Source organism: Neisseria sp. WLZKY-1, from assembly GCF_046546535.1.
In the GTDB taxonomy this organism is placed as follows: Bacteria; Pseudomonadota; Gammaproteobacteria; order Burkholderiales; family Neisseriaceae; genus Neisseria.
The window spans coordinates 1-20,349 of sequence record NZ_JBKGTW010000018.1; the positions used below are offsets into that span (position 1 = coordinate 1).

The window sequence follows — 20,349 nt, forward strand, 5'->3', positions numbered from 1 at the left end:
TTGGGTAAAATCAGGAGGTATTGGGGGCGGAAACAGCCGAAAACCTGTGTTTGGGTTCCGGCTGTCAGCGGAAAGGTGAAGAAAGGTATTTTGCAAAGGTCTCATTTGGTCTGGCCGCCGGCGCGCCGCAGCCAAAGCATCAGGCAGCCTGAAAGCGGATTCAGGCTGCTTTGGCCGTTTTCCGCTATAATCCGCCGCTTTCCCATACGGCATTCAGGCAGCCTGAAGCCTTTGTACAATCCAAACCCCTTTAACACCCCTTATAACCGACGGCATTTACTGTTTTCAGGCTGCCTGCAACACAAAACACGAAAGGTATGACTACTGTGGCCAGCAAACTCAAAATCACGGGTAACGGCCCGCTCAATGGCGAAATCACCATCTTCGGCGCCAAAAACGCCGCCCTGCCGCTGATGTGCGCCGGGCTGCTGACCGCCGGCACCCTGCGCCTGAAAAACGTGCCGATGCTGGCCGACGTCAAAACCACCCAAAAACTGCTGCAAGGCATGGGTGCCCGCGTGCTCACCGACAACATCCGCGAATTTGAAATCAACGGCGGCACCGTCAACAACACCTGCGCGCCCTACGAACTGGTGAAAACCATGCGCGCGTCGATTCTGGTGCTCGGCCCCACCCTCGCCCGCTTCGGCGAAGCCCAGGTCAGCCTGCCCGGCGGCTGCGCCATCGGCTCGCGCCCGGTCGACCAGCACCTGAAAGGGCTCGAAGCCATGGGCGCCGAAATTGTTATCGAACACGGCTATGTCAAAGCGCGCGGCAAACTCAAAGGCGCGCGCGTGCTGATGGACATGGTTACCGTTGGTGGCACCGAAAAGCTGCTGATGGCCGCCACGCTGGCCGAAGGCACCACCGTGCTGGAAAACTGCGCCGTCGAGCCCGAAGTGGTCGATCTGGCCGAATGCCTGGTCAAAATGGGCGCCAAAATCAGCGGCATCGGCACGCCGGTGATGACCATCGAAGGCGTAAAAGAGCTGCACGGCGCCGAACACAGCGTCGTCCCCGACCGCATCGAAGCCGGCACCTTTTTGTGCGCGGTGGCGATGGCCGGCGGCAAAGTCCGCCTGAACCATGCCGCGCCGCACACCATGGGCGCGGTGCTCGACAAACTGCGCGAAGCCGGCGCCCAAATCAGCACCGGCGGCGACTGGATCGGCATCGACATGCCCGGTCGTCCCAAAGCCGTCGTCATCAAAACCGCGCCGCACCCGGGATTCCCCACCGACATGCAGGCGCAGTTTATGGCGATGAACGCCGTGGCCGAAGGCAGCGCCACCGTAACCGAAAACATCTTTGAAAACCGCTTTATGCACGTGCCCGAACTCAACCGCATGGGCGCCGACATCGAAGCCGAAGGCAACACCGCCATCGTGCGCGGCGTGGCCAAACTTTCCGGCGCCGGCGTAATGGCCACCGACCTGCGCGCCTCCGCCAGCCTGGTGATCGCCGGACTGGTGGCTGAGGGCGAAACCATCGTCGACCGCATCTACCATCTCGACCGCGGCTACGAACACATCGAAACCAAGCTGCGCGGCGTCGGCGCCAATATCGAGCGCGTCAGCAATTAAGCTGCTGAAAGCATTGGTGAACGAAAGAAAGGCTGCGGAAAAAGGCAGTCTTTCGTATTGGTAGGCAGCCTGAAAATATAGGTATGTGGAATCTTTGGGGGAGCAAGCTATGATCGTTTATCTCAAGGCAGTTTTGCTGCTGCCAATATTGGTATATTTCTGCCATCTGTATCGTTTTGCCAAGCGCATCACCCCTGATTTTTATTTTTTAGATTTCTTCGTTGCTCATGGTCGTTATGCCCGTGCCGCACGTTGTTTAACAAAAGATCCGGCGTTTTTCCAACAGCACGATACGCCCGAAGCCCGTGCCGTGCGCCGCTGACGGCTGCCGTCTTTTTTGGCGTTTGACACGCTGGTACTACTGCTTTTGTGGCACGGCTTTAATAGCAAATAGTCAATCCAAAAGCAGCCTGAAAGCCGCAAAACGGTTTTCAGGCTGCCTCACCAAACCATCCGCAAAACTTTCAGGCCGCCGGCCGCCACCCGAATATGAACATTCTCATCACCTGCCCGCGTGCGCCTGCGGTTTTGGACTGGATTGCCGTTGTTTCAGGCAGCCTGAAAGCCGCAGAGCGCATTACCTTGTGCGACAGCCTGCGCTTTCCCGTGGCAGCTTTTGCTGCGCAAAATAACCGGAAGGTGCGCTATTGCCGCATTCCTGCGCCGCGCACGGATTTTGCGGGCTATGCGGCGGCAATGGCGGATTTGGCGGCGCAGGCAGATTGGGTTGTCCCCACCTGCGAGGATATTTTCCATCTGGCGCATGTGCCGCTGCCTGAACCAGAGCAGCGAAAACTGTTTATGCCGCCGCGCGATCTGCTGCTGGGGCTGCACCACAAGGCGCGGTTTTTTGATTATCTGCCGCGCGGCGCAGGGGTGTGTTTTCCCGAAACGCGGCTGCTGGAATCGGCGGCGGAGATTGATTTTTCGCGTTTGGCCGATTCGGTGTTCAAGCCGGTGTACAGCCGCTTCGGGCGGCAGGTGAGAATCGCGCCCGTGCCGTCTGAAACTGCGGCGCTGCCGATTAGTGCCGCCGCGCCGTGGGTGCAGCAGCAGCGCATTGCGGGCAAGGCTCTGTGCAGCTATGCGGTGTGCGAACGCGGACAGGTGGCGGCGCAGGTGGTGTACGAGCCGATGTATCTGATCAACGGCTCGGCATCGACTTATTTCCGCCGCATCGACGAGCCGCGCATTGAGGCGTTTGTGGCAGCGTTTGCCGCGCAAAATGGGTTTCACGGGCAAGTGGCGTTTGATTTTATCGTCAGCCCAAACCATGAAATTTATGTGATTGAATGCAACCCGCGTTCAACCAGCGGCATTCATCTGCTCGCAGGCGCTTTGTCGTATTCAGACGGCCTGTGGCGGTTTGAGCGGCAGCGTATCGGCACGGCGGCCACGGTGTCCAAACCCTTGTGGCCGCTGTTTGCACGGCAGGTACGGCGCGAAAAAACCTTTGCCCAAGTGCGGGCGGATTACGCGGCGGCGCGGGATGTGCTGGCCGACATACCCGCCTACGGGACGGCGCTCTCCACCGCAGAAACCGCATGGCGCGCATGGCGCAAAGGCATCGCGTTTACCGACGCCACAACCATGGATATTGAATGGAACGGGGCGGGGCAATGAAATTAAACCACGGCCTGTGCCGCCTGTTTGCCGATTATCCTAGCCGCGATTTGATTGCCAACGACGGCAGCGAAAAGCGCCTACTCGAACAGGGCATCATGCTTTCCATCGCCCGCAGCGGACGAAATCAGGCGTGGACGGTGTCGCCCTATGCCGCGCTCACGGGTGCGGCGCGGGACGAATTGGCCAAGCTGCCGCGTTTTCAGGCTGCCTTGCTGGGATTATTTATGATGCCGCTTGCGCTGCTGCTGCGCTGGGGCGGGGCGCACCGCGTGGCAGGGATACAGAATTTCGGTTTGTCCACGCATTTGTATTCAGACGGCCTGACGCGGCGCAGCCCTGCCGATTTGCGCCGTCTCGCCATTGCGGCCGCGCCAAACGATACGCCGATGCTGCGCTCGCTCAACGCCGCACACCACGCCGACTGGCTGGACAAGCTGGCGGCGGACGGCTGGCTGCTGCTGGTCAGCCGCCAAATTTATCTGGTGGACGACCAACGGCAGGCTTTGCGCCGCCGCGACAACCGGCGCGATTTGAAACTTTTGGACGACGGGCGCTACCGCTTCCGCCGCTTGGACGGTGAAAGCGCCGATGCGGATTTTCAGACGGCCTTGGCCGCGTACAACGCGCTGTATCTGGGGAAATACTCGGCTGGCAATATGCAGTTTACCACCTTGTTTTTAAAAGAAACGGTGTCGCGCGGCCTGATGGATTTGTATCTGATGGAGCGCGTTTCAGGCGGCGTGGCGGCAGGCTGTGCAGGCATGATTGTGGAAAACGGCATTCTGACCACGCCCGTATTGGGCTACGATTTGCGCCTGCCCCAAAGCGAAGCGCTGTATCGGCGTTTGTCGGTATTCATTGCCCGCTATTGTGCCGAACGCGGTCTGCGCCAGCATTTGAGCAGCGGCGCACCCTTGTTTAAAAAAACGCGCGGCGCAGTGCCTGCTTTGGAATACACGGCGGTGTATGTACGCCATCTGCCGCTGCGGCGGCGGGCGGTGTGGTATCTGTTGGGCAGACTGAGCAACGGTTTGTACCGCAATATTTTGGAAAAATACGGTTTGTAAACAGCTTGGAAATTCTTCAGGCTGCCTGAAAACGAAAGTGGAGCAAATGGCAAAGGTTTTGATCACCGGCGCGACCGGTTTTCTCGGCGGCTATGCCGTGCGCGAGCTGCTGGCAGCAGGCTACAGTGTGCGCGGTTTCGGGCGCAGTCGGGAAAAGCTGGCGCAGCTGGCGCACGAATACGGCATCGAGACCGTGTGCGGCGATTTGTCGGACGCAGCTGCGGTGGCGCAGGCGCTAAATGGCGCAGACTACTGCATCCACTCGGGCGCGTTGTCGAGCGTGTGGGGACGCTGGGACGATTTTTACCGCGCCAATGTGCTGGGCACGCAAAACGTACTTTCAGGCTGCCTCAAACACGGCATCCGGCAGCTGGTGTTTGTTTCCTCGCCCAGCATTTACGCCGCGCCGCGCGAGCAGCTCGATATCCGCGAAGAAGACGCGCCGGCCGACAACCGGCTCAACCACTACATCCGCAGCAAAATCCTGGCTGAGCGCTCAGTACGCTCGGGCGGCGTACCGAGCGTGATTATCCGCCCGCGCGGGCTGTTCGGCGTCGGCGACACCAGCATCATTCCGCGCCTGCTGGCACGCAACCGCAGCACCGGCATTCCGCTGGTCAACGGCGGCCGCCACCTGACCGACCTGACCTGCGTGGAAAACGCCGCCTACGCGCTGCGGCTGGCGCTGGAAAGCGAAGCGGCCGCCGGCCAAACCTACAACATTACCAACGGCGAGCCGCAGCCTTTTGCCGATTTGCTGGCGCAGTTTTTTCAGGCTGCCGGCCAAAATATGCGCACCCGTGCCGTATCGCGGCGCGGCCTGTGGCTGGCGGCCAATGTGCTTGAAAGCGCGTTCAGGCTGCTTAATATCGGCAAAGAGCCGCCGCTTACCCGCTACACCGCCTGCCTGCTCACCTACGGCCAAACCCTAAACATCAATAAAGCACGCCGCGAGCTGGGCTACAAGACGCGCATCAGCATCGCACAAGGAATCGAACACTATGTCCGCCACTGCCCCCTTGATTGAATCCGTCCGCTATTTCGCCTGCGGCCACTGCGTCAACCACTTACAACGCATTTTCCGCCACCACCCCAAGCAAAAACGCGTGTTCCAGGCAGGCGTGTTTTTAATCAAACACCGCGTTCACGGCCATATCCTGTACGACACCGGCTACGGCACCGCGCTCAACCGCTTCTATTGGAAATACCTGATCTACCGCGCAATCAACCCCACCTATGTCCGCGCCGAAGACACCATTGCCGCGCGTTTGGCCGCCGAGGGCATCGCGGCGCAAGAGATTGACACCGTTATTGTTTCCCACCTACACCCCGACCACATCGGCGGCCTCAAATCTTTTCCCCATGCCCGCCTGCTGCTCACGCAGGGCTGCTGGGACACCTACCGCGAAAACAAGCTGCGCTCGCTGATTTTTCCCGAATTTCTGCCCGACGATTTCGAGCAGCGCGCCCAAATCGTGCCGATAAACGGCGTTCAGACGGCCTTTCCCTACGCGCCCAGCGCCGATTTGTTGGGCGACGGCTCGCTGTTTCTGGCCGCGCTCGACGGCCACGCCAAAGGGCAGGGCTGCCTGTTTGTACCCGAATACAAAATCTTTCTCGCCGCCGACGTGTGCTGGGGGCAGGACGTGCTCGCGCTGACCGACCAGATGCGCCGCATCCCGCGCCTGATTCAAGACGACTTTACCGCCTACCGCGCCAACACCGCCCTGCTGCAAACCATCCAATCAGACGGCATCCGCGTGCTGGTGAGCCACGACACGCCCGAATACATCGGCGGTATCTTATGAACAGGCTGTGGCTGTTTCTCTCTACCTTTGTCCGCACCCGCTGGTTTCCCCGCCGAACCCGCGCCGCCGTAACCGCCTGGCAGCAGGACGCGCTCAAAAGGCAGCTCGAATTTTTCAGACGGCATGCGCCGTATTTTCGCAACGGCATCGACTTTGCCCGCTTTCAGATGGACAAAACCCTGATGATGGATAACTTTGACGCGCTCAACACCGTAGGCATCGGCAAAGAAGAGGCGCTGGCCGTTGCCCTCGAAGCCGAGCGCAGCCGCGATTTTTCGCCCGCAATCGGCCGCGTGTCGGTGGGTTTGTCTTCCGGTACATCGGGGCATCGCGGCCTGTTTCTCACCACGCCCGAAGAGCAGGCGATGTGGGCGGCGGCGGTGCTGGCCAAAATGCTGCCGCAGGGCAGGCTGTTCGGCCAGCGCATCGCCTTTTTCCTGCGTGCCGACAACAATCTGTATCAAACGCTGGATTCGCGCTTTTTGGCGTTTCGCTTTTTCGATATGCAAACGCCGCTGCCGCAGCATCTGGACGCGCTGCAACAGATGCGCCCCACCATTTTGGTTGCGCCCGCCTCGGTGCTGGCACGTTTGGCGGATTTTCAGAAACGGGGCTGTCTGAATCTCAGTTTGCAAAAAGTCATTTCCGTGGCCGAAGTTTTGGAAACGCGCGATGCCGCACACATCGCCGCCGCGTTCAGACGGCCTTTTATCGATCAAATCTACCAGGCCACCGAAGGCTTTCTCGCCGCCACCTGCCGCTGCGGCACGCTGCATCTGAATGAAGACATCGTAATGGTCGAACCCGAATGGCTGGACAACACCCGTTTCATCCCCGTGATTACCGATCTCAAACGCCGCTCGCAGGCCTTTGTGCGCTACCGCCTCAACGACATCCTGCACATCCGCCGCGAACCCTGCCCCTGCGGCTCGCCGCATCTGGCCTTGAGCCAAATCGAAGGGCGCACGGACGATGTGTTTGTGTTTGAAAACCGGCAGGGCGCTACCGTAGAAATCTATCCCGACTTTATCCGCCGCTGCATTTTGTTTGTTGACGGCATCCGCGAATACCGCGTCTGCCAAACCGACAGCCATACCGTCGAAATCGCCCTTTCAGACGGCCACGGGCAGCAGCAAAATGCCATCGTTTGCCGGTTTGAAAACCTGATGACGCAATACGGCATCGAGGGCGTGCAATATCGCTTTATCCCCTACACGCAGCCTGAAAACCGTAAACTCAAACGCATCGAGAGAAAAATATGAACAAACTGGAAATCATCGGCTGGGGCAGCAGCCTGTCTGCACGGCGCGTACAGTTCGGCGCACAAACCCGCTACCGCGCCGCCGACGGCGAAACCCAGCTCGGCATGATGTGCGATGCCGCCCGCAAGGCGCTGGCCAAAGCCGGCATCGCCGCCGCCGATTTGGACTGCATCGTCTCCGCCGCCGCCGTGGGCGTACAGCCCATCCCCTGCACCGCCGCCCTGATTCACGAACAAATCGCCCAAGGCACAAGCATCCCCGCGTGGGACGTCAACTCCACCTGCACCAGCTTCATCACCGCGCTCGACACCCTGTCGTACCAAATCGCCGCAGGCCGCTACCGCACCGCACTGATTGTCGCCGGCGATCTCGCCTCCTGCGTACTCAATCCCGCCCAGCGCGAGAGTTTCGAGCTGTTTGGCGACGGCGCGGCCGCCGTTGTCATCCGCCATACCGAAGCTGAAAAAGGCGTGATTGCCGCCGTGCAGCAAACCTGGTCGCAGGGCGCACACAGCACCGAAATCCGCGGCGGCCTTACCGCCCTGCCGCCGCAGCGTTACACCCAAAGCGACCCCGCCGAATTTTTGTTTGACATGAAAGGGCGCGAAGTGCTCAAACTCTCCCGTCAAAAAATCCCCGCCCTGTTTGCCGAATTTTGGGCGCAAACACGGTTAAGCCCGGCCGACATCGACCTCGTCATCCCCCATCAGGCCAGCAAAGCCCTGCCATTGATGATGAAAACGCTGGGTTTCAAAACAGGGCAATACATCGACACCGTAGCGCAATACGGCAATATGGTCTCCGCCTCCGTTCCCTTCGCCCTGTGCCAGGCGCTCGACGAAGGCCGTCTGAAAACAGGAAACAAAATCCTGCTCACCGGCACCGCCGCCGGGCTGACGTGCAATATTTTGTGTTTGCAGATTTAAGGGCAGCCTGAAAGCCGCAAAACGGTTTTCAAGCTGCTTTTATTTTTCAGGCTGCCTTTGGGGTTTTGCAAAGGTTTCAGGCTGCCTTTGCCAACAGCCATTCCACCAGCGGCGGTACGCCGGCGCAGGCGGTTTGGGGGATGATTTCGACGCGGCGGCTGCTCAGGTTGGGCTTGGGGTCGATCAGGTAGATGTCCGCATCGGCGCGGGCGCAGGCCAAAAGGCCGGCGGCGGGATAGACTTTGAGCGAGGTGCCCACCACGATGAGCACATCGGCCGCTTCCACCCACTGCACCGCCTGCCCGATAAGGGGCACTTCTTCGCCGAACCAGACGATATGCGGTCGCAGCGGCCGGCCTTTGCTGTCGCAGTCGCCAAGCTGCTGGTCGCCCTGCCAGCCGATGATTTCGTCTTCGTCGATGCTGCTGCGCAGTTTGTTCAGTTCGCCGTGCAGGTGCAGCACTTGGCGGCTGCCGGCGCGCTCGTGCAAATCGTCGACGTTTTGGGTAACGATGCGGGTGTCGTAGCCCTGCTGCAGGCGGGCAATGGCCAGATGGGCGGCATTGGGCGCGGCGGCCGCGGCTTTGCGGCGGCGCTCGTTGTAAAAATCAATCACGGTTTGCGGGCTGCGCTCAAAGGCTGCGGGGGTGCAGACGTCTTCAATACGGTGTCCTTCCCACAGGCCGTCGCCGTCACGGAAAGTCTGCAGCCCGCTCTCGGCGCTGATGCCGGCGCCGCTCAGTATCACGCATTTTTTCATGTATTTTCCCTTGGGATAATCGGATTGAAAGGCAGCCTGAAAACCATCAAACCGGTTTTCAGGCTGCCTTATTCTGCATTTAAGCACTCAAACGCTTATTTTTTCTTTTTCTGCGGCGGCAGATCGGTACACACACCCAACGCCACTTCCGCGCTCATGCCGATGGACTCGCCGAGCGTCGGGTGTGGGTGGATGGTTTTGCCGATGTCTTCGGCGTCGCAGCCCATTTCGATGGCCAGGCAGATTTCGCCGATCATGTCGCCGGCGTGGGTGCCGACGATGGCGCCGCCGATAATCAGGCCGGTTTCGGCGTCAAAAATCAGCTTGGTGAAGCCTTCGTCGCGGCCGTTGGCGATGGCGCGGCCGGAAGCTGCCCACGGGAACACGGATTTGGTGATTTTGATGCCGTCGCGTTTGGCAATCTCTTCGGTTACGCCCACCCAGGCCACTTCGGGGTCGGTGTAGGCGACGCCGGGAATCACGCGCGCGTCGAAATAGGCTTTGTGTCCCGCGCAGTTTTCGGCGGCAACGTGGCCTTCGTGTACGGCTTTGTGCGCCAGCATGGGCTGGCCGACCACGTCGCCGATGGCGTAGATGTGCGGCACGTTGGTACGCATTTGTTTGTCCACTTCGATAAAGCCGCGCTCGGTTACGGCCACGCCGGCTTTTTCCGCGCCGCACAGTTTGCCGTTGGGCGCGCGGCCTGCGGCCACCAGCACCAAATCGTAGCGCTGCGGCTCTTTGGGTGCTTTTTCGCCTTCAAAGCTCACATAGATGCCGTCTGCTTTGGCTTCCACGGCCACGGTTTTGGTGTTGGTCATGATGTTGTCGAAGCGGTGGGCGTTCATTTTTTCCCATACTTTGACCAAGTCGCGGTCGGCGCCCTGCATCAGGCCGTCCATCATTTCCACCACGTCTAATCGTGCGCCCAGCGTGCTGTAAACCGTGCCCATTTCCAAACCGATGATGCCGCCGCCGATAATCAGCATTTTTTGCGGCACTTGGCGCAGTTCGAGCGCGCCGGTGCTATCGACGATGCGCGGATCTTGCGGGATAAACGGCAGGTTCACCACGCGGCTGCCCACGGCAATGATGGCGTTTTTGAAAGCGATGGTTTTCTTCGCGCCGGTTTCGGTAAGCGCGCCGTCGTATTGGCTACCTTCGGTCAGCTTCACTTCCAGATGGTTGGCGCCGACAAATTCGCCTTTGCCTTGAATCAGATCGACTTTGCGCGCTTTGGCCATGCCTGCCAGGCCGCCGGTGAGTTTGCCGATGACTTTTTCCTTGTAGCCGCGCAGCATGTCGATGTCGATTTCCGGCGCGGGGTATTTGATGCCGTTGGCGGCCAGATGTTTCACTTCGTCAATCACCGCCGCATTGTGCAGCAAGGCTTTAGACGGGATACAGCCCACGTTCAGGCACACGCCGCCGAGGGTTTTGTACTGATCGACGATGGCGACTTTCAAGCCTTCGTCGGCTGCGGCAAACGCGGCGGAATAGCCGCCCGGGCCGCCGCCCAGTACCACTACGTCGTATTCGGCATCGGCACTACCGCTGAATGCGGCAGCCTGCGGCGCGGGGGCTGCGGCTTTCGGGGCTTCAGGCTGCGCGGCAGGCGCAGGAGCGGCTGCGGCTTTGGGGGCTTCGGCGGCCGCACCTTCGGCTTCAATCACGGCAATCAGGCCGCCTTCGGAGATTTTGTCGCCCACTTTGACTTTCACTTCTTTCACCACGCCGGCGGCTTCGGCCGGTACGTCCATCGTGGCTTTGTCGGTTTCCAAAGTAATCAGGGTGTCGTCGATGGCAACCGTGTCGCCGGCTTTGATTTCCACGGCGATGATGTCCACGTTTTCATGTCCGCCGATGTCGGGGACTTTTAATTCGATTAAGCTCATGTTTATTTAACCTTTCTGCTGATGCAGGAGCAAATTGCTTTCCGCGTGATGCAGCCCGTGCGTTTCAGACGGCATCGGGCTGCAAACCTTGTTTTCTCAGCTTTCAGATGGCCTTTCATATCGACAAGGCCGTCTGAAAATGCTTTACAGCGTAATGCGGCGGAAGTCCTGCAACAGTTTGGCGAGGAACACGGTGAAGCGCATACCGGCGGCGCCGTCGATGACGCGGTGGTCGAACGAAAGCGACAGCGGGCACATCAGGCGCGGCTCGAAGGATGAGCCGTTCCAAACCGGTTTCATCTGCGATTTGCACACGCCCAAGATGGCGACTTCGGGGGCGTTGACAATCGGGGTGAAGCCGGTGCCGCCGATGCCGCCGAGGCTGGAAATGGTAAAGCACGCGCCCTGCATTTCTTGCGGTTTGAGCTTGCCTTCACGGGCTTTTTTGCTCAACTCGGTCAGCTCTTGGCTGATTTCTTTCAGGCCTTTTTTGTCCACGTCTTTGATTACCGGTACAACCAGGCCGTTGGGCGTGTCGGCGGCAAAACCGATGTGGAAGTATTTTTTCAGAATCAGGTTGTCGCCATCCAGCGAGGAGTTGAACTCGGGGAAGGCTTTGAGCGCAGCCACGGAAGCCTTGATGATAAAGGCCAGCGGCGAGAGTTTCACGCCTTCGCGCTCCCACTCTTTGTTGAGCTGTTTGCGGAATTCTTCCAGATCGGTCATGTCGGCTTCGTCATGAACGGTAACGTGCGGAATCACCACCCAGTTGCGCGACAGGTTTTGGCCGGAGATTTTTTTGATGCGGGAGAGTTCTTTGACTTCGATTTCGCCGAACTTGGCAAAATCCACTTTCGGCCACGGCAGCAGGTCGAGACCGCCGCCCAAAGATGCGCCGGCGGCAGCCGGTTTGGCCGCGCCGCCCTGCATGGCGGATTTGACGAAGGCTTTGATATCGTCTTTGGTGATGCGGCCTTTGGCGCCGCTGCCTTTGACCAGACTCAGATCGACGCCCAGTTCGCGGGCGAGTTTGCGGGCGGAGGGGCCGGCGTGGGCTTTGGCGAAACCGGCTTCGTTGACGGGGGTGCTGCCGAAAGCGGCAACGGGTGCGGCAGCCGCTGCGGGCGCGGCCGTCTGAACGGGTGCGGGAGCGGGCGCGGCGGCCTGCGGTGCGGGGGCAGCCTGAACGGGGGCGGATGCGGCGGCACCGCTGGCGGCAACGTCGATAATCAGGCTGCCTTCGGAAACTTTGTCGCCCACTTTCACGTGCACGGCGGTAACGGTGCCGGCGGCGGTACAGGGCACGTCCATGGTGGCTTTGTCGGTTTCCAGCGTAATCAGGGTCTGGTCTTCGGCCACGCTGTCGCCGACTTTGATTTCGACGGCGATCACGTCCACATCGCTGTGGCCGCCGATGTCGGGCACAACTACCTGCACAGTGGCGCCGCCTGCGGCGGGAGCCGCCTGAACGGGTGCGGCGGCGGGCTGTTCGGCCGCTGCGGGCGCGGCAGCCGGAGCGGCGGCTGCGCCTGCGCCGTCGGTTTCCACCAGCAGAATCACGCCGCCTTCGGAGATTTTGTCGCCGACTTTGACTTTGACTTCTTTGACCACGCCGGCATCGGTGGCGGGTACGTCCATGGTTGCCTTGTCGGTTTCCAGGGTAATCAGGGTGTCGTCCACGGCGATGGTGTCGCCTGCTTTGACTTCGACGGCGATGATGTCCACGTTTTCGTGGCCGCCGATATCGGGTACTTTGATTTCTACGATGCTCATCGAGCGTTCCTTTTTTCTTGGTGATGCCGTCTGAAAAGGCTTTCAGACGGCCTGTTGTTCTACGGGATGTTTCATCCCGAAACCGTGTTCCGCTGCGGTGTTTCAGACGGCCTCACTGTATGGAGGCCGTCTGAAAGCAGCCGTTTAGCGTTTCCAGCTGGGCGCTGTGTCGGTTTTGATGCCGTATTTCTCAATCGCCTGCTGTACGGTTTCTTTGCCGATTTTGCCTTGGTCGGCCAGTGCGCTCAGGGCAGTAACGGCTACGTTGTAGCGGTCTACCTCGAAGAAGGAGCGCAGGTTGGCGCGGCTATCGGAGCGGCCGAAACCGTCGGTGCCCAGGACGTGGTAGTCATTGGGGATGTAGGCGCGGATGCGGTCGGCGAAGCTGCGCACGTAGTCGGTGGCGGCAACTACCGGGCCTTCGCGGCCTTGCAGCTGGGCGGTTACGAAGGGAACTTTCTGCTCGCCCATCGGGTGCAGGCGGTTGTGGCGTTCGACTTCGATGGCGTCGCGGTGCAGCAGGTTGAAAGACGGGCAGGACCAGATGTCTGCTTCGACGCCGAAGTCGTTTTTCAGCAGCTCGGCGGCGGCAATCACTTCCTGCAGGATGGTACCGGAGCCCATCAGCTGTACGCGTTTGTCGCCTTTGCCGCCTTCGCGCAGCAGGTACATGCCTTTGAGAATCTGCTCTTCGATGCCTTCGCGCTGCGGCAGGGCGGGATGGGTGTAGTTTTCGTTCATCAGGGTGATATAGAAGAAGACGTCTTCGTTATCGACGTACATTCTCTGCAAACCGCTGTGGACGATTACGGCCACTTCGTAAGAGAAAGTGGGATCGTAGCTGACGCAGTTGGGAATCAGGTCGGCCTGAATCTGGCTGTGGCCGTCTTCGTGTTGCAGGCCTTCGCCGTTGAGCGTGGTACGGCCTGCGGTGCCGCCCAAGAGGAAGCCGCGCGCGTGCATGTCGCCCGCTGCCCAGGCCAAGTCGCCGACGCGCTGGAAGCCGAACATGGAGTAGTAGATGTAGAAGGGAATCATGGCGAAGCGGTTGTTGGCGTAGCTGCTGGCGGCGGCAATCCAGTCGGCCATCGCGCCCGGTTCGTTGATGCCTTCCTGCAGGATTTGGCCGTCAACCGATTCTTTGTAGAACATCAGCTGGTCTTTGTCCTGCGGGGTGTACTGCTGGCCTTTGGGGTTCCAGATGCCGTATTGGCGGAACATGCCTTCCATGCCGAAGGTGCGGCTTTCGTCGGGAACGATGGGAACGATGCGCCGACCGATCTGTTTGTCTTTCAACAGGGTGGCAAGGATGCGCACGAAGGCCATGGTGGTGGAGAATTCGCGGTCACCGCTCGATTGCAGTTGGGCGTCGAAGTCGCTCAAGGCGGGAATCGGCAGGGCTTCGTTGTTGGGGTTGCGCTGGGGCAGGTAGCCGCCCAGGGCGTTGCGGCGCTCGCGCAGGTATTTCATTTCTTCGCTGTCTTCGGGGAAGCGGAAGTAGGGCAGATCGCCGCTGTCAATCTGCTCATCGGTTACCGGAATGCCGAAGCGGTCGCGGAACTGTTTGAGCGATTTGACGTCCATTTTTTTCGCCTGGTGGGCGATGTTCTGACCTTCGCCGGACGCGCCCATGCCGTAGCCTTTGATGGTTTTGGCGAGGATGACGGTGGGGCGGCCGCCGGCGTTGTTCACGGCTTCGTAATAGGCGGCATAGACTTTGTGCGGGTCGTGGCCGCCGCGGTTCAGTGCCCAAACTTCTTCGTCGGACATGTTGGCAACCAGCGCTTTGAGCTCGGGCGTGTTGAAGAAGTGCTCGCGCACATAGGCGCCGTCTTTGGATTTGTAGGTCTGATAGTCGCCGTCGAGACATTCGTTCATGCGGTTTTTCAGGGCGTTGTTGGTATCGCGTGCCAAGAGGGCATCCCAGCGGCTGCCCCAAATCACTTTCAGCACGTTCCAACCGGCGCCGCGGAAGTTGCCTTCCAATTCCTGGATGATTTTGCCGTTGCCGCGCACCGGGCCGTCGAGGCGTTGCAGGTTGCAGTTGATGACGAAAATCAGGTTGTCTAAGCCTTCTCGGGCGGCCAGTGCGATGGCGCCCTGGCTTTCGGGTTCGTCCATTTCGCCGTCGCCGCAGAAGCACCAAACTTTGCGGCCTTTGGTTTTGGCCAAGCCGCGCGATTCAAGGTATTTCAGGAAACGCGCCTGGTAAATCGCCATCAGCGGGCCAAGACCCATGGATACGGTGGGGAACTGCCAGAAATCGGGCAGCAGATGCGGGTGCGGGTAGGAAGGCAGGCCGTTGCCGCCGACTTCCTGGCGGAAATTGTTGAGCTGCTCTTCGCTCAGGCGGCCTTCGACATAGGCACGGGCGTAAAAGCCGGGCGCGGAGTGGCCTTGGATGTAGATCAGATCGCCTTCTTCGCCGGCGGCTTCGTTTTTGGCGCGCCAAAAGTGGTTGAAGCCGACGTCGTACAAAGTGGCGGCAGACTGGAATGATGCAATGTGGCCGCCCAGTTCCAAATCTTTTTTACCCGCACGCAGCACCATGGCGGCGGCGTTCCAGCGGATGATCGAACGGATGCGGTGTTCCAGCTCGTGATTGCCGGGCGACTTCTGCTCCCTGCCCACAGGGATGGTGTTCAGATAGGCTGTGGTCGCGTCAAACGGCATGTGGATGCCGCGGCGGCGGGTGTATTTCACCAGATTTTCCAGCAGGAAGTGGGCGCGGTCGGTGCCTTCGTTTTCGAGCACGGAGCTGAGCGCATCCAGCCATTCCTGCGTTTCAATCGGATCGATGTCGTTGATTTGGTTGGACATAGATTATCCCTTCAGTTGAGAGTTATGGAACACGGCAAAAGCCGCACCGTTTTGGTTCTGCCGGAAGGAGGCCGTCTGAAAAAACAGAAAAGGCCGCCCTCCGCTGATAGACACGCCCTGCCCGGATGTTGCTCCGAAAGCGCTTTTTCGGGCGTATTTTAGCCGCGAAATGCTATCAGTTATCCCCCGTGCTTGCAAATCGTCGGGCAGTTTTTTTGCGCGGAATCAAAAAACCGTCGGCCTTTCCGGCGGGCGGTTTTTCGCTTGTGAAAAATAAAAGCGACAATGCCGTCTGAAAAATGTTCGGATAAAACCAAAAACGACAGAAAAGGAAAAATACTCGCAGCGGATAAGAACGGTTTTCAGACGGCAGTAAACAGGTTAAAAACAGTAAAGGCGATACAGGGGCTTTGTCCCGCACGGGCAGACGCGGCTCAGAAATTTTTTGCGTCTTCCTCTTCCCTGCGCTGCCGTTTGAGCAGAATCAGAACCGCGCCGTCGTTGTTTTTGTGCGGCTCGGCATAGGCAAGCACGTCGGGATGCATCATCAGCCAGCGGCGCACGAGGTTTTTCAGTTTCGGCTGATAGCCCGCCGAACCCAGCCCGCTGCCGTGGACGATTTCGCCGCACACGCCGCGCCGCTGCACAAAAACGATAAATTCGTTCAACACCTGCTGCGCTTCTTCCTGTGTGTAGCCGTGCAAATCAACATCGGCGACAACCGTGTAATAACCGCTTTGCAAGCGTTTGATGTCGGCTTGGCCGCGGCCGTTTTTGCTGAATTGTGCGGGCACGTCCAGCCATTGCCCGTCGCCGACGTAAAAATAGTTTTCCGCCTCCTCTTTCCGTACATCGCGGCTGCGCGGACGGATGGGCGACACATCGCGCGGCTGCTCGTAGCGTTGCGAGCTTTTCAGGGGCTGCACATCGCCCATCAGGGCGGCGAAATCGGGTTCTTCCCGCGCCTGCCGCGCCGTTTCGCGCTGCCGCTCCTGTGCGGCCTGCGCTTCTTGTTTCGCCTGTTTGCCGAGGGTTTTCAGCAGCTCTTGGAAATCGGTTTTTTCGTTCATATTCTGCATGTGTCCTTACGTGATGCGGTTGCAGGCGCGGGAGCCTACCGCCGCGGCGCTGCGCCGTCAAATGCCGCGGCCGTTCGGTTTCTTCCCCACAGCGTGTAGAATGCGCGTTTTTCGTTTTCAGACGGCCTTAAAGCAATTCAATTATGGATACAGTCAGACAACGCCCCATCGGCGTGTTCGATTCGGGAGTAGGCGGGCTTACCAACGTGCGCGCCCTGATGGAGCGCCTGCCGATGGAAAACATCGTCTATTTCGGCGACACCGCCCGCGTGCCCTACGGCGTCAAATCCCGCGCCACCATCGAAAACTTCACCGCGCAAATCGTCGGCTTCATGCTCGAACACGACGTCAAAGCCCTCGTTATCGCCTGCAACACCATCGCCGCCGTTGCCGGACACAAAGTGCGGCAGATGGCGGGCAATATGCCCGTGCTCGATGTAATCAGCGCCGGCGCACAGGCTGCCCTGCAGGTCACCCGCAACAACCACATCGGCGTGCTGGCCACCAACACCACCGTCAACAGCAACGCCTACGCCCGCGAAATCCACCGCCACCGCCCCGAAGCACGCGTCCAGTCGCAGGCCTGCCCGCTGTTTGTGCCGCTGGTAGAAGAAGGCTGGCTCGACCACGAAGTCACCCGCCTCACCGCCCGCGAATACCTCAAACCGCTCCTGGCCGAAGACGCCGACACGCTGGTGCTCGGCTGCACGCACTACCCGCTACTCAAACCCCTGCTGCACCGCGAAGCGCCGCACCTACAACTGGTCGACTCCGCCGTCACCACCGCCGAAGCCGCCGCCCGCGCCTTGCAGGAAAAAGACCTGCTCAACGACGGCAGCGGCGGCGCGGCCGACTACCGCTTCTACGTCAGCGACATCCCGCTGCGTTTCCAAACCATAGGCGAACGCTTTTTGGGGCGCAGCCTGCAGCAGATAGAAATGGTGACGCTGGGCTGACGCAGGCATTGCGGGCAGCGAAAGGCCGTCTGAAAGCGAATCTTCAACGAAGTCAAAAGCGTCAGATGGTAGGACATAAGGGCTTTCAGACGGCCTTTCGCTTGACCGCCGCAGCCTTGTTCCGTATAGTGCGCGCCTTCCCGCGACGCGCCCATCGTCTAGAGGCCTAGGACACTGCCCTTTCACGGCGGCAACCGGGGTTCGAATCCCCGTGGGCGTGCCAGCATTTGCAAAAAGGATTTTCAGATTTGCTCTGAAAATCCTTTTTTATTTATTTGAATCATTGCGTTACATTGGCTTCATGCATCCTTGCCGATGTGTGTTTTTTGGGTCTTATTTGTTTTGATTTAGTCTGTTTTTGTGCTATTTTGCCACCTATCTGCAACCAGGTTTGCAACCGACGAAAGGATGAGGATGGCCTCTTTTACCAAAAAACCAAATGGGACATGGCTGGCGCAGGTGCGCCACAAAGCTAAGGACGGGCGGCCTGCGGTGAATAAGTCGGCGGTGTTTGACCGCAAGACGGACGCGCAGGCTTGGGCAGCGAAGGTGGAGGCGGAGTATCAGGCGATGCGGGCGGGGGTGTCGCCGCGCATTCCGTTCGGGGATGTGCTGCGGCGGTATTTGGCCGAGGTAACGCCGACCAAGCGCGGGGCGAAGACGGAGGGTAATCTGATCGGGCGGATTTTGCGCACGCCGCTGGCGGATGTGCTGCTGCCGGATTTGTCGGAGGTGCAGTTTGAGGAGTGGGCTCGGGTGCGCCGTTTGCAGATTAGTGAGGACTCGGTGCGGCGGGAGTGGAATACGCTGTCGCACGTTTTGACGGTGGCGGTGAGGCGTTGGCGGCTGTTGCCGGAGAATTTTATGCTGCGGCTGGAGAAGCCTGCGGCGGCACCGTCGCGCACGCGCAGGGTGTCGGATGATGATGTGGCGCAGATTTGTTTTGCGGCGGGCTACTCGCCGGAGTGTGTGCCGGAGCGGATTTTTCGGTGAGGGCGGCCAGCCAGCTTTTTTGCTGGGTTTGCTGGATTTGGTTCAGTTTTTCGAGGATGGCGGCGGCTTCGGTCATGGCAAACCTCCTATTACGATACCCAGCCACAAACCAAAGAGCAGAGCATTGGCGGCGGCGGTTGCGGCGGATGTGAAGACGGTATCGGCGGCGGCTTTGTCGTCTCTGTTGGACGCACGGGTGCTGGCGGTGGAGGGGATTTATTCCGAGCCGCTGCTTGCGCCGTTTGTCCGCCATTATGCCGACGCGCAGAAAACGCGCATTGCCGCCGTGGTGCGGCAGGGTGTGGCGCAGGGTTTGACGAATGCGCAGATTCTGCAGCGGGTAATCGGGACGAAGAAGGCGGGTTACAACGACGGGATTGTCGGTGCGTCGGTGCGTTCGGGCGATGCGCTGGTGCGGACGGCGGTGCAGCATGTGTCGTCGGTGGCGCGGCAGGCGGTGGCGGAGGCCAACGCGGATATTGTCGCGGGGGTGAGGATGGTGGCGACGCTGGACTCGCGCACGAGCAGTGTGTGCCGTTCGCTGGACGGGCGGGTGTTCCCTGTGGACAGCGGGGCGAGGCCGCCGTTCCATATCAACTGCCGCACGTCTTTTGTGTTGGTTCTGAAAGCGGAATACGCGGGGCGGGAGGCGCAGGGGAAACGGGCGTCGGCAGGCGGGGCGGTTTCAGACGGCCTGTCTTATTACGAATGGCTGGGAAAACAGCCTGCGGCGTTTCAGGACGAGGTGCTGGGCAAAACGCGCGGGGCGTTGTTCCGCCGCGGCGGGCTGTCGGCAAAACAGTTCGCGGATTGGCAGCTTGACCGCAATTTCCGTCCGCGCACGCTGGACGAGCTGCGGGAGCTGATACCGGAGGCGTTCCGGCAGGCGGGTGTGTGAGGCCGTCTGAAAGGGTTTTTGAGGTTTGAGGCCGTCTGAAAACAGACGGCTTTTTTGTCGGCAGCTTGGGGCTGCTTTTTTTGTATCTGTAACAAGTCCGCTATGCGGCAACACGAGGTGTTTTTATGAAGTTTCGCAATATGTTTCTGAAATACGGTTATCAAAGCCAGGCCGGTGAGGAGCCGGGCGGCGCGGGCGGTGCGGCGGCGACGTTTACGCAGGCGCAGTTGGACGAGGCGGTCGCCCGGGCTGTGGCCGAGCAGACGGCGGGTTTGAAGGCGAAGAACGGCGAGGTGATCGGCGACAACAAGAAGCTCAAGGAGCAGTTGGCGCGGTTCGACGGTATCGACCCGGAGCAGGTGCGCGCCATTTTGAAGAATTTTGCCGACGGCGAGGAGGCGAAGCTGATCGCGGAGGGCAAAATCGACGAGGTGTTGGCCAAGCGCACGGACAAGCTCAAGGGGGAGCATCAGAAGCAGTTGCAGGGCAAGGACGAGGAAATCGGTACGTTGTCGGCGCGTGTGCAGAAGTTGTCGGCTTTGGCGGTGAACGGGGCTTTGGCGGCGGCGGCGGGCGAGAAAGGCGCGCTGCCGGAGAGCATGGAGGCGATTCAGGCTCTGGCCAAGGGGGTGTTTGTCACCGACAACGAGGGCAATGTGGTGGCTTTGGATGCGGACGGCGACGTGGTGTTCGGCAAGGACGGCAAAAGCCCTTTGCAGGCGGGCGAGTGGCTGGACGGTCTGAAGGAGCGGATGCCGAATCTGTTTGCCCAACCCAAGGGGGCGGGCGCGGGCGGCAGCGGTACGCGGCACGGCGCGGCAGGCAGGCTGGGCGGTACGCAGGCCGAGCAGGAGGAATATTTCGCGCAGAAATACGGCCTGCCGGCTTCTTAAAATTTTTTTC

The 20,349-nt window shown here is 59.9% G+C and carries 18 protein-coding genes and 1 tRNA gene; 12 read left to right on the forward strand and 7 right to left on the reverse strand.

What is annotated here, in order from left to right:
* Positions 1–317: 317 nt before the first annotated feature.
* The 8 genes from murA (at position 318) to ACLD9W_RS06375 (ending at position 8,272) form a co-directional block, all read left to right on the forward strand.
* Positions 318–1,583 (forward strand): UDP-N-acetylglucosamine 1-carboxyvinyltransferase, encoded by a 1,266-nt coding sequence (gene murA, locus ACLD9W_RS06340; RefSeq protein ID WP_410841233.1) that lies wholly within the window; start codon positions 318–320, stop codon positions 1,581–1,583.
* A gap of 109 nt (positions 1,584–1,692) precedes the next feature.
* Entirely contained in the window at positions 1,693–1,905 is a 213-nt protein-coding gene (locus ACLD9W_RS06345) for a hypothetical protein (protein WP_410841234.1), read from the forward strand.
* Between the two features lie 167 nt (positions 1,906–2,072).
* Complete coding sequence (locus ACLD9W_RS06350; protein ID WP_410841235.1) at positions 2,073–3,206, forward strand: ATP-grasp domain-containing protein; 1,134 nt, start codon at positions 2,073–2,075, stop codon at positions 3,204–3,206.
* The gene (locus ACLD9W_RS06355) at positions 3,203–4,276 is read left to right on the forward strand and encodes a hypothetical protein (RefSeq protein ID WP_410841236.1); all 1,074 of its coding nucleotides are present in this window, start codon (positions 3,203–3,205) and stop codon (positions 4,274–4,276) included. The genes ACLD9W_RS06350 and ACLD9W_RS06355 overlap by 4 nt, the downstream gene beginning before the upstream one ends.
* Before the next feature lie 46 nt (positions 4,277–4,322).
* Positions 4,323–5,303 carry an NAD-dependent epimerase/dehydratase family protein gene (locus ACLD9W_RS06360; protein WP_410841237.1) on the forward strand — a complete coding sequence of 327 codons (981 nt, stop codon included), beginning with the start codon at positions 4,323–4,325 and terminating at the stop codon, positions 5,301–5,303.
* On the forward strand, positions 5,278–6,084 hold the full coding sequence (locus ACLD9W_RS06365; protein ID WP_410841238.1) for an MBL fold metallo-hydrolase: 807 nt from the start codon (positions 5,278–5,280) through the stop codon (positions 6,082–6,084). The genes ACLD9W_RS06360 and ACLD9W_RS06365 overlap by 26 nt, the downstream gene beginning before the upstream one ends.
* A complete protein-coding gene (locus tag ACLD9W_RS06370) occupies positions 6,081–7,346 on the forward strand; it encodes a F390 synthetase-related protein (protein ID WP_410841239.1) in 1,266 nt (421 codons plus the stop codon). The genes ACLD9W_RS06365 and ACLD9W_RS06370 overlap by 4 nt, the downstream gene beginning before the upstream one ends.
* Positions 7,343–8,272, forward strand: a complete 930-nt coding sequence (locus ACLD9W_RS06375) for a 3-oxoacyl-[acyl-carrier-protein] synthase III C-terminal domain-containing protein (protein WP_410841240.1) — start codon at positions 7,343–7,345, stop codon at positions 8,270–8,272. The genes ACLD9W_RS06370 and ACLD9W_RS06375 overlap by 4 nt, the downstream gene beginning before the upstream one ends.
* Positions 8,273–8,348: 76 nt before the next feature.
* On the opposite strand, the gene ACLD9W_RS06380 is transcribed toward ACLD9W_RS06375, so the two are convergent.
* The 5 genes from ACLD9W_RS06380 to ACLD9W_RS06400 form a co-directional block, all read right to left on the reverse strand.
* A complete protein-coding gene (locus ACLD9W_RS06380; protein ID WP_410841241.1) occupies positions 8,349–9,032 on the reverse strand; it encodes a Sir2 family NAD-dependent protein deacetylase in 684 nt (227 codons plus the stop codon).
* Between the two features lie 95 nt (positions 9,033–9,127).
* Complete coding sequence (gene lpdA, locus ACLD9W_RS06385) at positions 9,128–10,927, reverse strand: dihydrolipoyl dehydrogenase (protein WP_410841242.1); 1,800 nt, start codon at positions 10,925–10,927, stop codon at positions 9,128–9,130.
* 144 nt (positions 10,928–11,071) lie between these two features.
* On the reverse strand, positions 11,072–12,700 hold the full coding sequence (gene aceF, locus ACLD9W_RS06390) for a dihydrolipoyllysine-residue acetyltransferase (RefSeq protein WP_410841243.1): 1,629 nt from the start codon (positions 12,698–12,700) through the stop codon (positions 11,072–11,074).
* Positions 12,701–12,844: 144 nt separating this feature from the next.
* Positions 12,845–15,520, reverse strand: coding sequence for a pyruvate dehydrogenase (acetyl-transferring), homodimeric type (gene aceE, locus ACLD9W_RS06395; RefSeq protein ID WP_410841244.1), 2,676 nt, complete (start codon positions 15,518–15,520; stop codon positions 12,845–12,847).
* A 434-nt stretch (positions 15,521–15,954) separates the two neighbouring features.
* On the reverse strand, positions 15,955–16,590 hold the full coding sequence (locus ACLD9W_RS06400; RefSeq protein WP_410841245.1) for a Smr/MutS family protein: 636 nt from the start codon (positions 16,588–16,590) through the stop codon (positions 15,955–15,957).
* A gap of 152 nt (positions 16,591–16,742) precedes the next feature.
* Between ACLD9W_RS06400 and murI the strand changes: the two genes are divergently transcribed.
* Entirely contained in the window at positions 16,743–17,555 is an 813-nt protein-coding gene (gene murI, locus ACLD9W_RS06405; protein ID WP_410841246.1) for a glutamate racemase, read from the forward strand.
* A 147-nt stretch (positions 17,556–17,702) separates the two neighbouring features.
* Positions 17,703–17,778 (forward strand) — tRNA-Glu (locus ACLD9W_RS06410).
* A 340-nt stretch (positions 17,779–18,118) separates the two neighbouring features.
* Here the strand turns inward: ACLD9W_RS06410 and ACLD9W_RS06415 are convergent.
* Together ACLD9W_RS06415 and ACLD9W_RS06420 are read right to left on the reverse strand one after the other, a co-directional pair.
* Positions 18,119–18,460, reverse strand: coding sequence for a hypothetical protein (locus ACLD9W_RS06415; protein WP_410841247.1), 342 nt, complete (start codon positions 18,458–18,460; stop codon positions 18,119–18,121).
* A complete protein-coding gene (locus ACLD9W_RS06420; protein WP_410841248.1) occupies positions 18,418–18,624 on the reverse strand; it encodes a hypothetical protein in 207 nt (68 codons plus the stop codon). Before ACLD9W_RS06420 ends, ACLD9W_RS06415 begins: the two co-directional genes overlap by 43 nt.
* A 48-nt stretch (positions 18,625–18,672) precedes the next feature.
* On the opposite strand from ACLD9W_RS06420, the gene ACLD9W_RS06425 reads away from it, so the two are divergent.
* Positions 18,673–19,446 (forward strand): minor capsid protein, encoded by a 774-nt coding sequence (locus ACLD9W_RS06425; protein ID WP_410841249.1) that lies wholly within the window; start codon positions 18,673–18,675, stop codon positions 19,444–19,446.
* Between the two features lie 125 nt (positions 19,447–19,571).
* The gene (locus tag ACLD9W_RS06430; RefSeq protein ID WP_410841250.1) at positions 19,572–20,339 is read left to right on the forward strand and encodes a hypothetical protein; all 768 of its coding nucleotides are present in this window, start codon (positions 19,572–19,574) and stop codon (positions 20,337–20,339) included.
* The last annotated feature ends 10 nt before the right edge of the window (positions 20,340–20,349 follow it).

What these genes read in the sequence shown, in the direction of transcription:
- ACLD9W_RS06380 (WP_410841241.1), bottom strand. Translation starts at nt 9,032, where the DNA reads ATGAAAAAATGCGTGATACTGAGCGGCGCCGGCATCAGCGCCGAGAGC.
- murA (WP_410841233.1), top strand. Translation starts at nt 318, where the DNA reads ATGACTACTGTGGCCAGCAAACTCAAAATCACGGGTAACGGCCCGCTC.
- ACLD9W_RS06350 (WP_410841235.1), top strand. Translation starts at nt 2,073, where the DNA reads ATGAACATTCTCATCACCTGCCCGCGTGCGCCTGCGGTTTTGGACTGG.
- aceF (WP_410841243.1), bottom strand. Translation starts at nt 12,700, where the DNA reads ATGAGCATCGTAGAAATCAAAGTACCCGATATCGGCGGCCACGAAAAC.
- ACLD9W_RS06360 (WP_410841237.1), top strand. Translation starts at nt 4,323, where the DNA reads ATGGCAAAGGTTTTGATCACCGGCGCGACCGGTTTTCTCGGCGGCTAT.
- murI (WP_410841246.1), top strand. Translation starts at nt 16,743, where the DNA reads ATGGATACAGTCAGACAACGCCCCATCGGCGTGTTCGATTCGGGAGTA.
- ACLD9W_RS06400 (WP_410841245.1), bottom strand. Translation starts at nt 16,590, where the DNA reads ATGAACGAAAAAACCGATTTCCAAGAGCTGCTGAAAACCCTCGGCAAA.
- aceE (WP_410841244.1), bottom strand. Translation starts at nt 15,520, where the DNA reads ATGTCCAACCAAATCAACGACATCGATCCGATTGAAACGCAGGAATGG.
- ACLD9W_RS06345 (WP_410841234.1), top strand. Translation starts at nt 1,693, where the DNA reads ATGATCGTTTATCTCAAGGCAGTTTTGCTGCTGCCAATATTGGTATAT.
- ACLD9W_RS06370 (WP_410841239.1), top strand. Translation starts at nt 6,081, where the DNA reads ATGAACAGGCTGTGGCTGTTTCTCTCTACCTTTGTCCGCACCCGCTGG.
- ACLD9W_RS06355 (WP_410841236.1), top strand. Translation starts at nt 3,203, where the DNA reads ATGAAATTAAACCACGGCCTGTGCCGCCTGTTTGCCGATTATCCTAGC.
- lpdA (WP_410841242.1), bottom strand. Translation starts at nt 10,927, where the DNA reads ATGAGCTTAATCGAATTAAAAGTCCCCGACATCGGCGGACATGAAAAC.
- ACLD9W_RS06430 (WP_410841250.1), top strand. Translation starts at nt 19,572, where the DNA reads ATGAAGTTTCGCAATATGTTTCTGAAATACGGTTATCAAAGCCAGGCC.
- ACLD9W_RS06375 (WP_410841240.1), top strand. Translation starts at nt 7,343, where the DNA reads ATGAACAAACTGGAAATCATCGGCTGGGGCAGCAGCCTGTCTGCACGG.
- ACLD9W_RS06365 (WP_410841238.1), top strand. Translation starts at nt 5,278, where the DNA reads ATGTCCGCCACTGCCCCCTTGATTGAATCCGTCCGCTATTTCGCCTGC.
- ACLD9W_RS06420 (WP_410841248.1), bottom strand. Translation starts at nt 18,624, where the DNA reads ATGACCGAAGCCGCCGCCATCCTCGAAAAACTGAACCAAATCCAGCAA.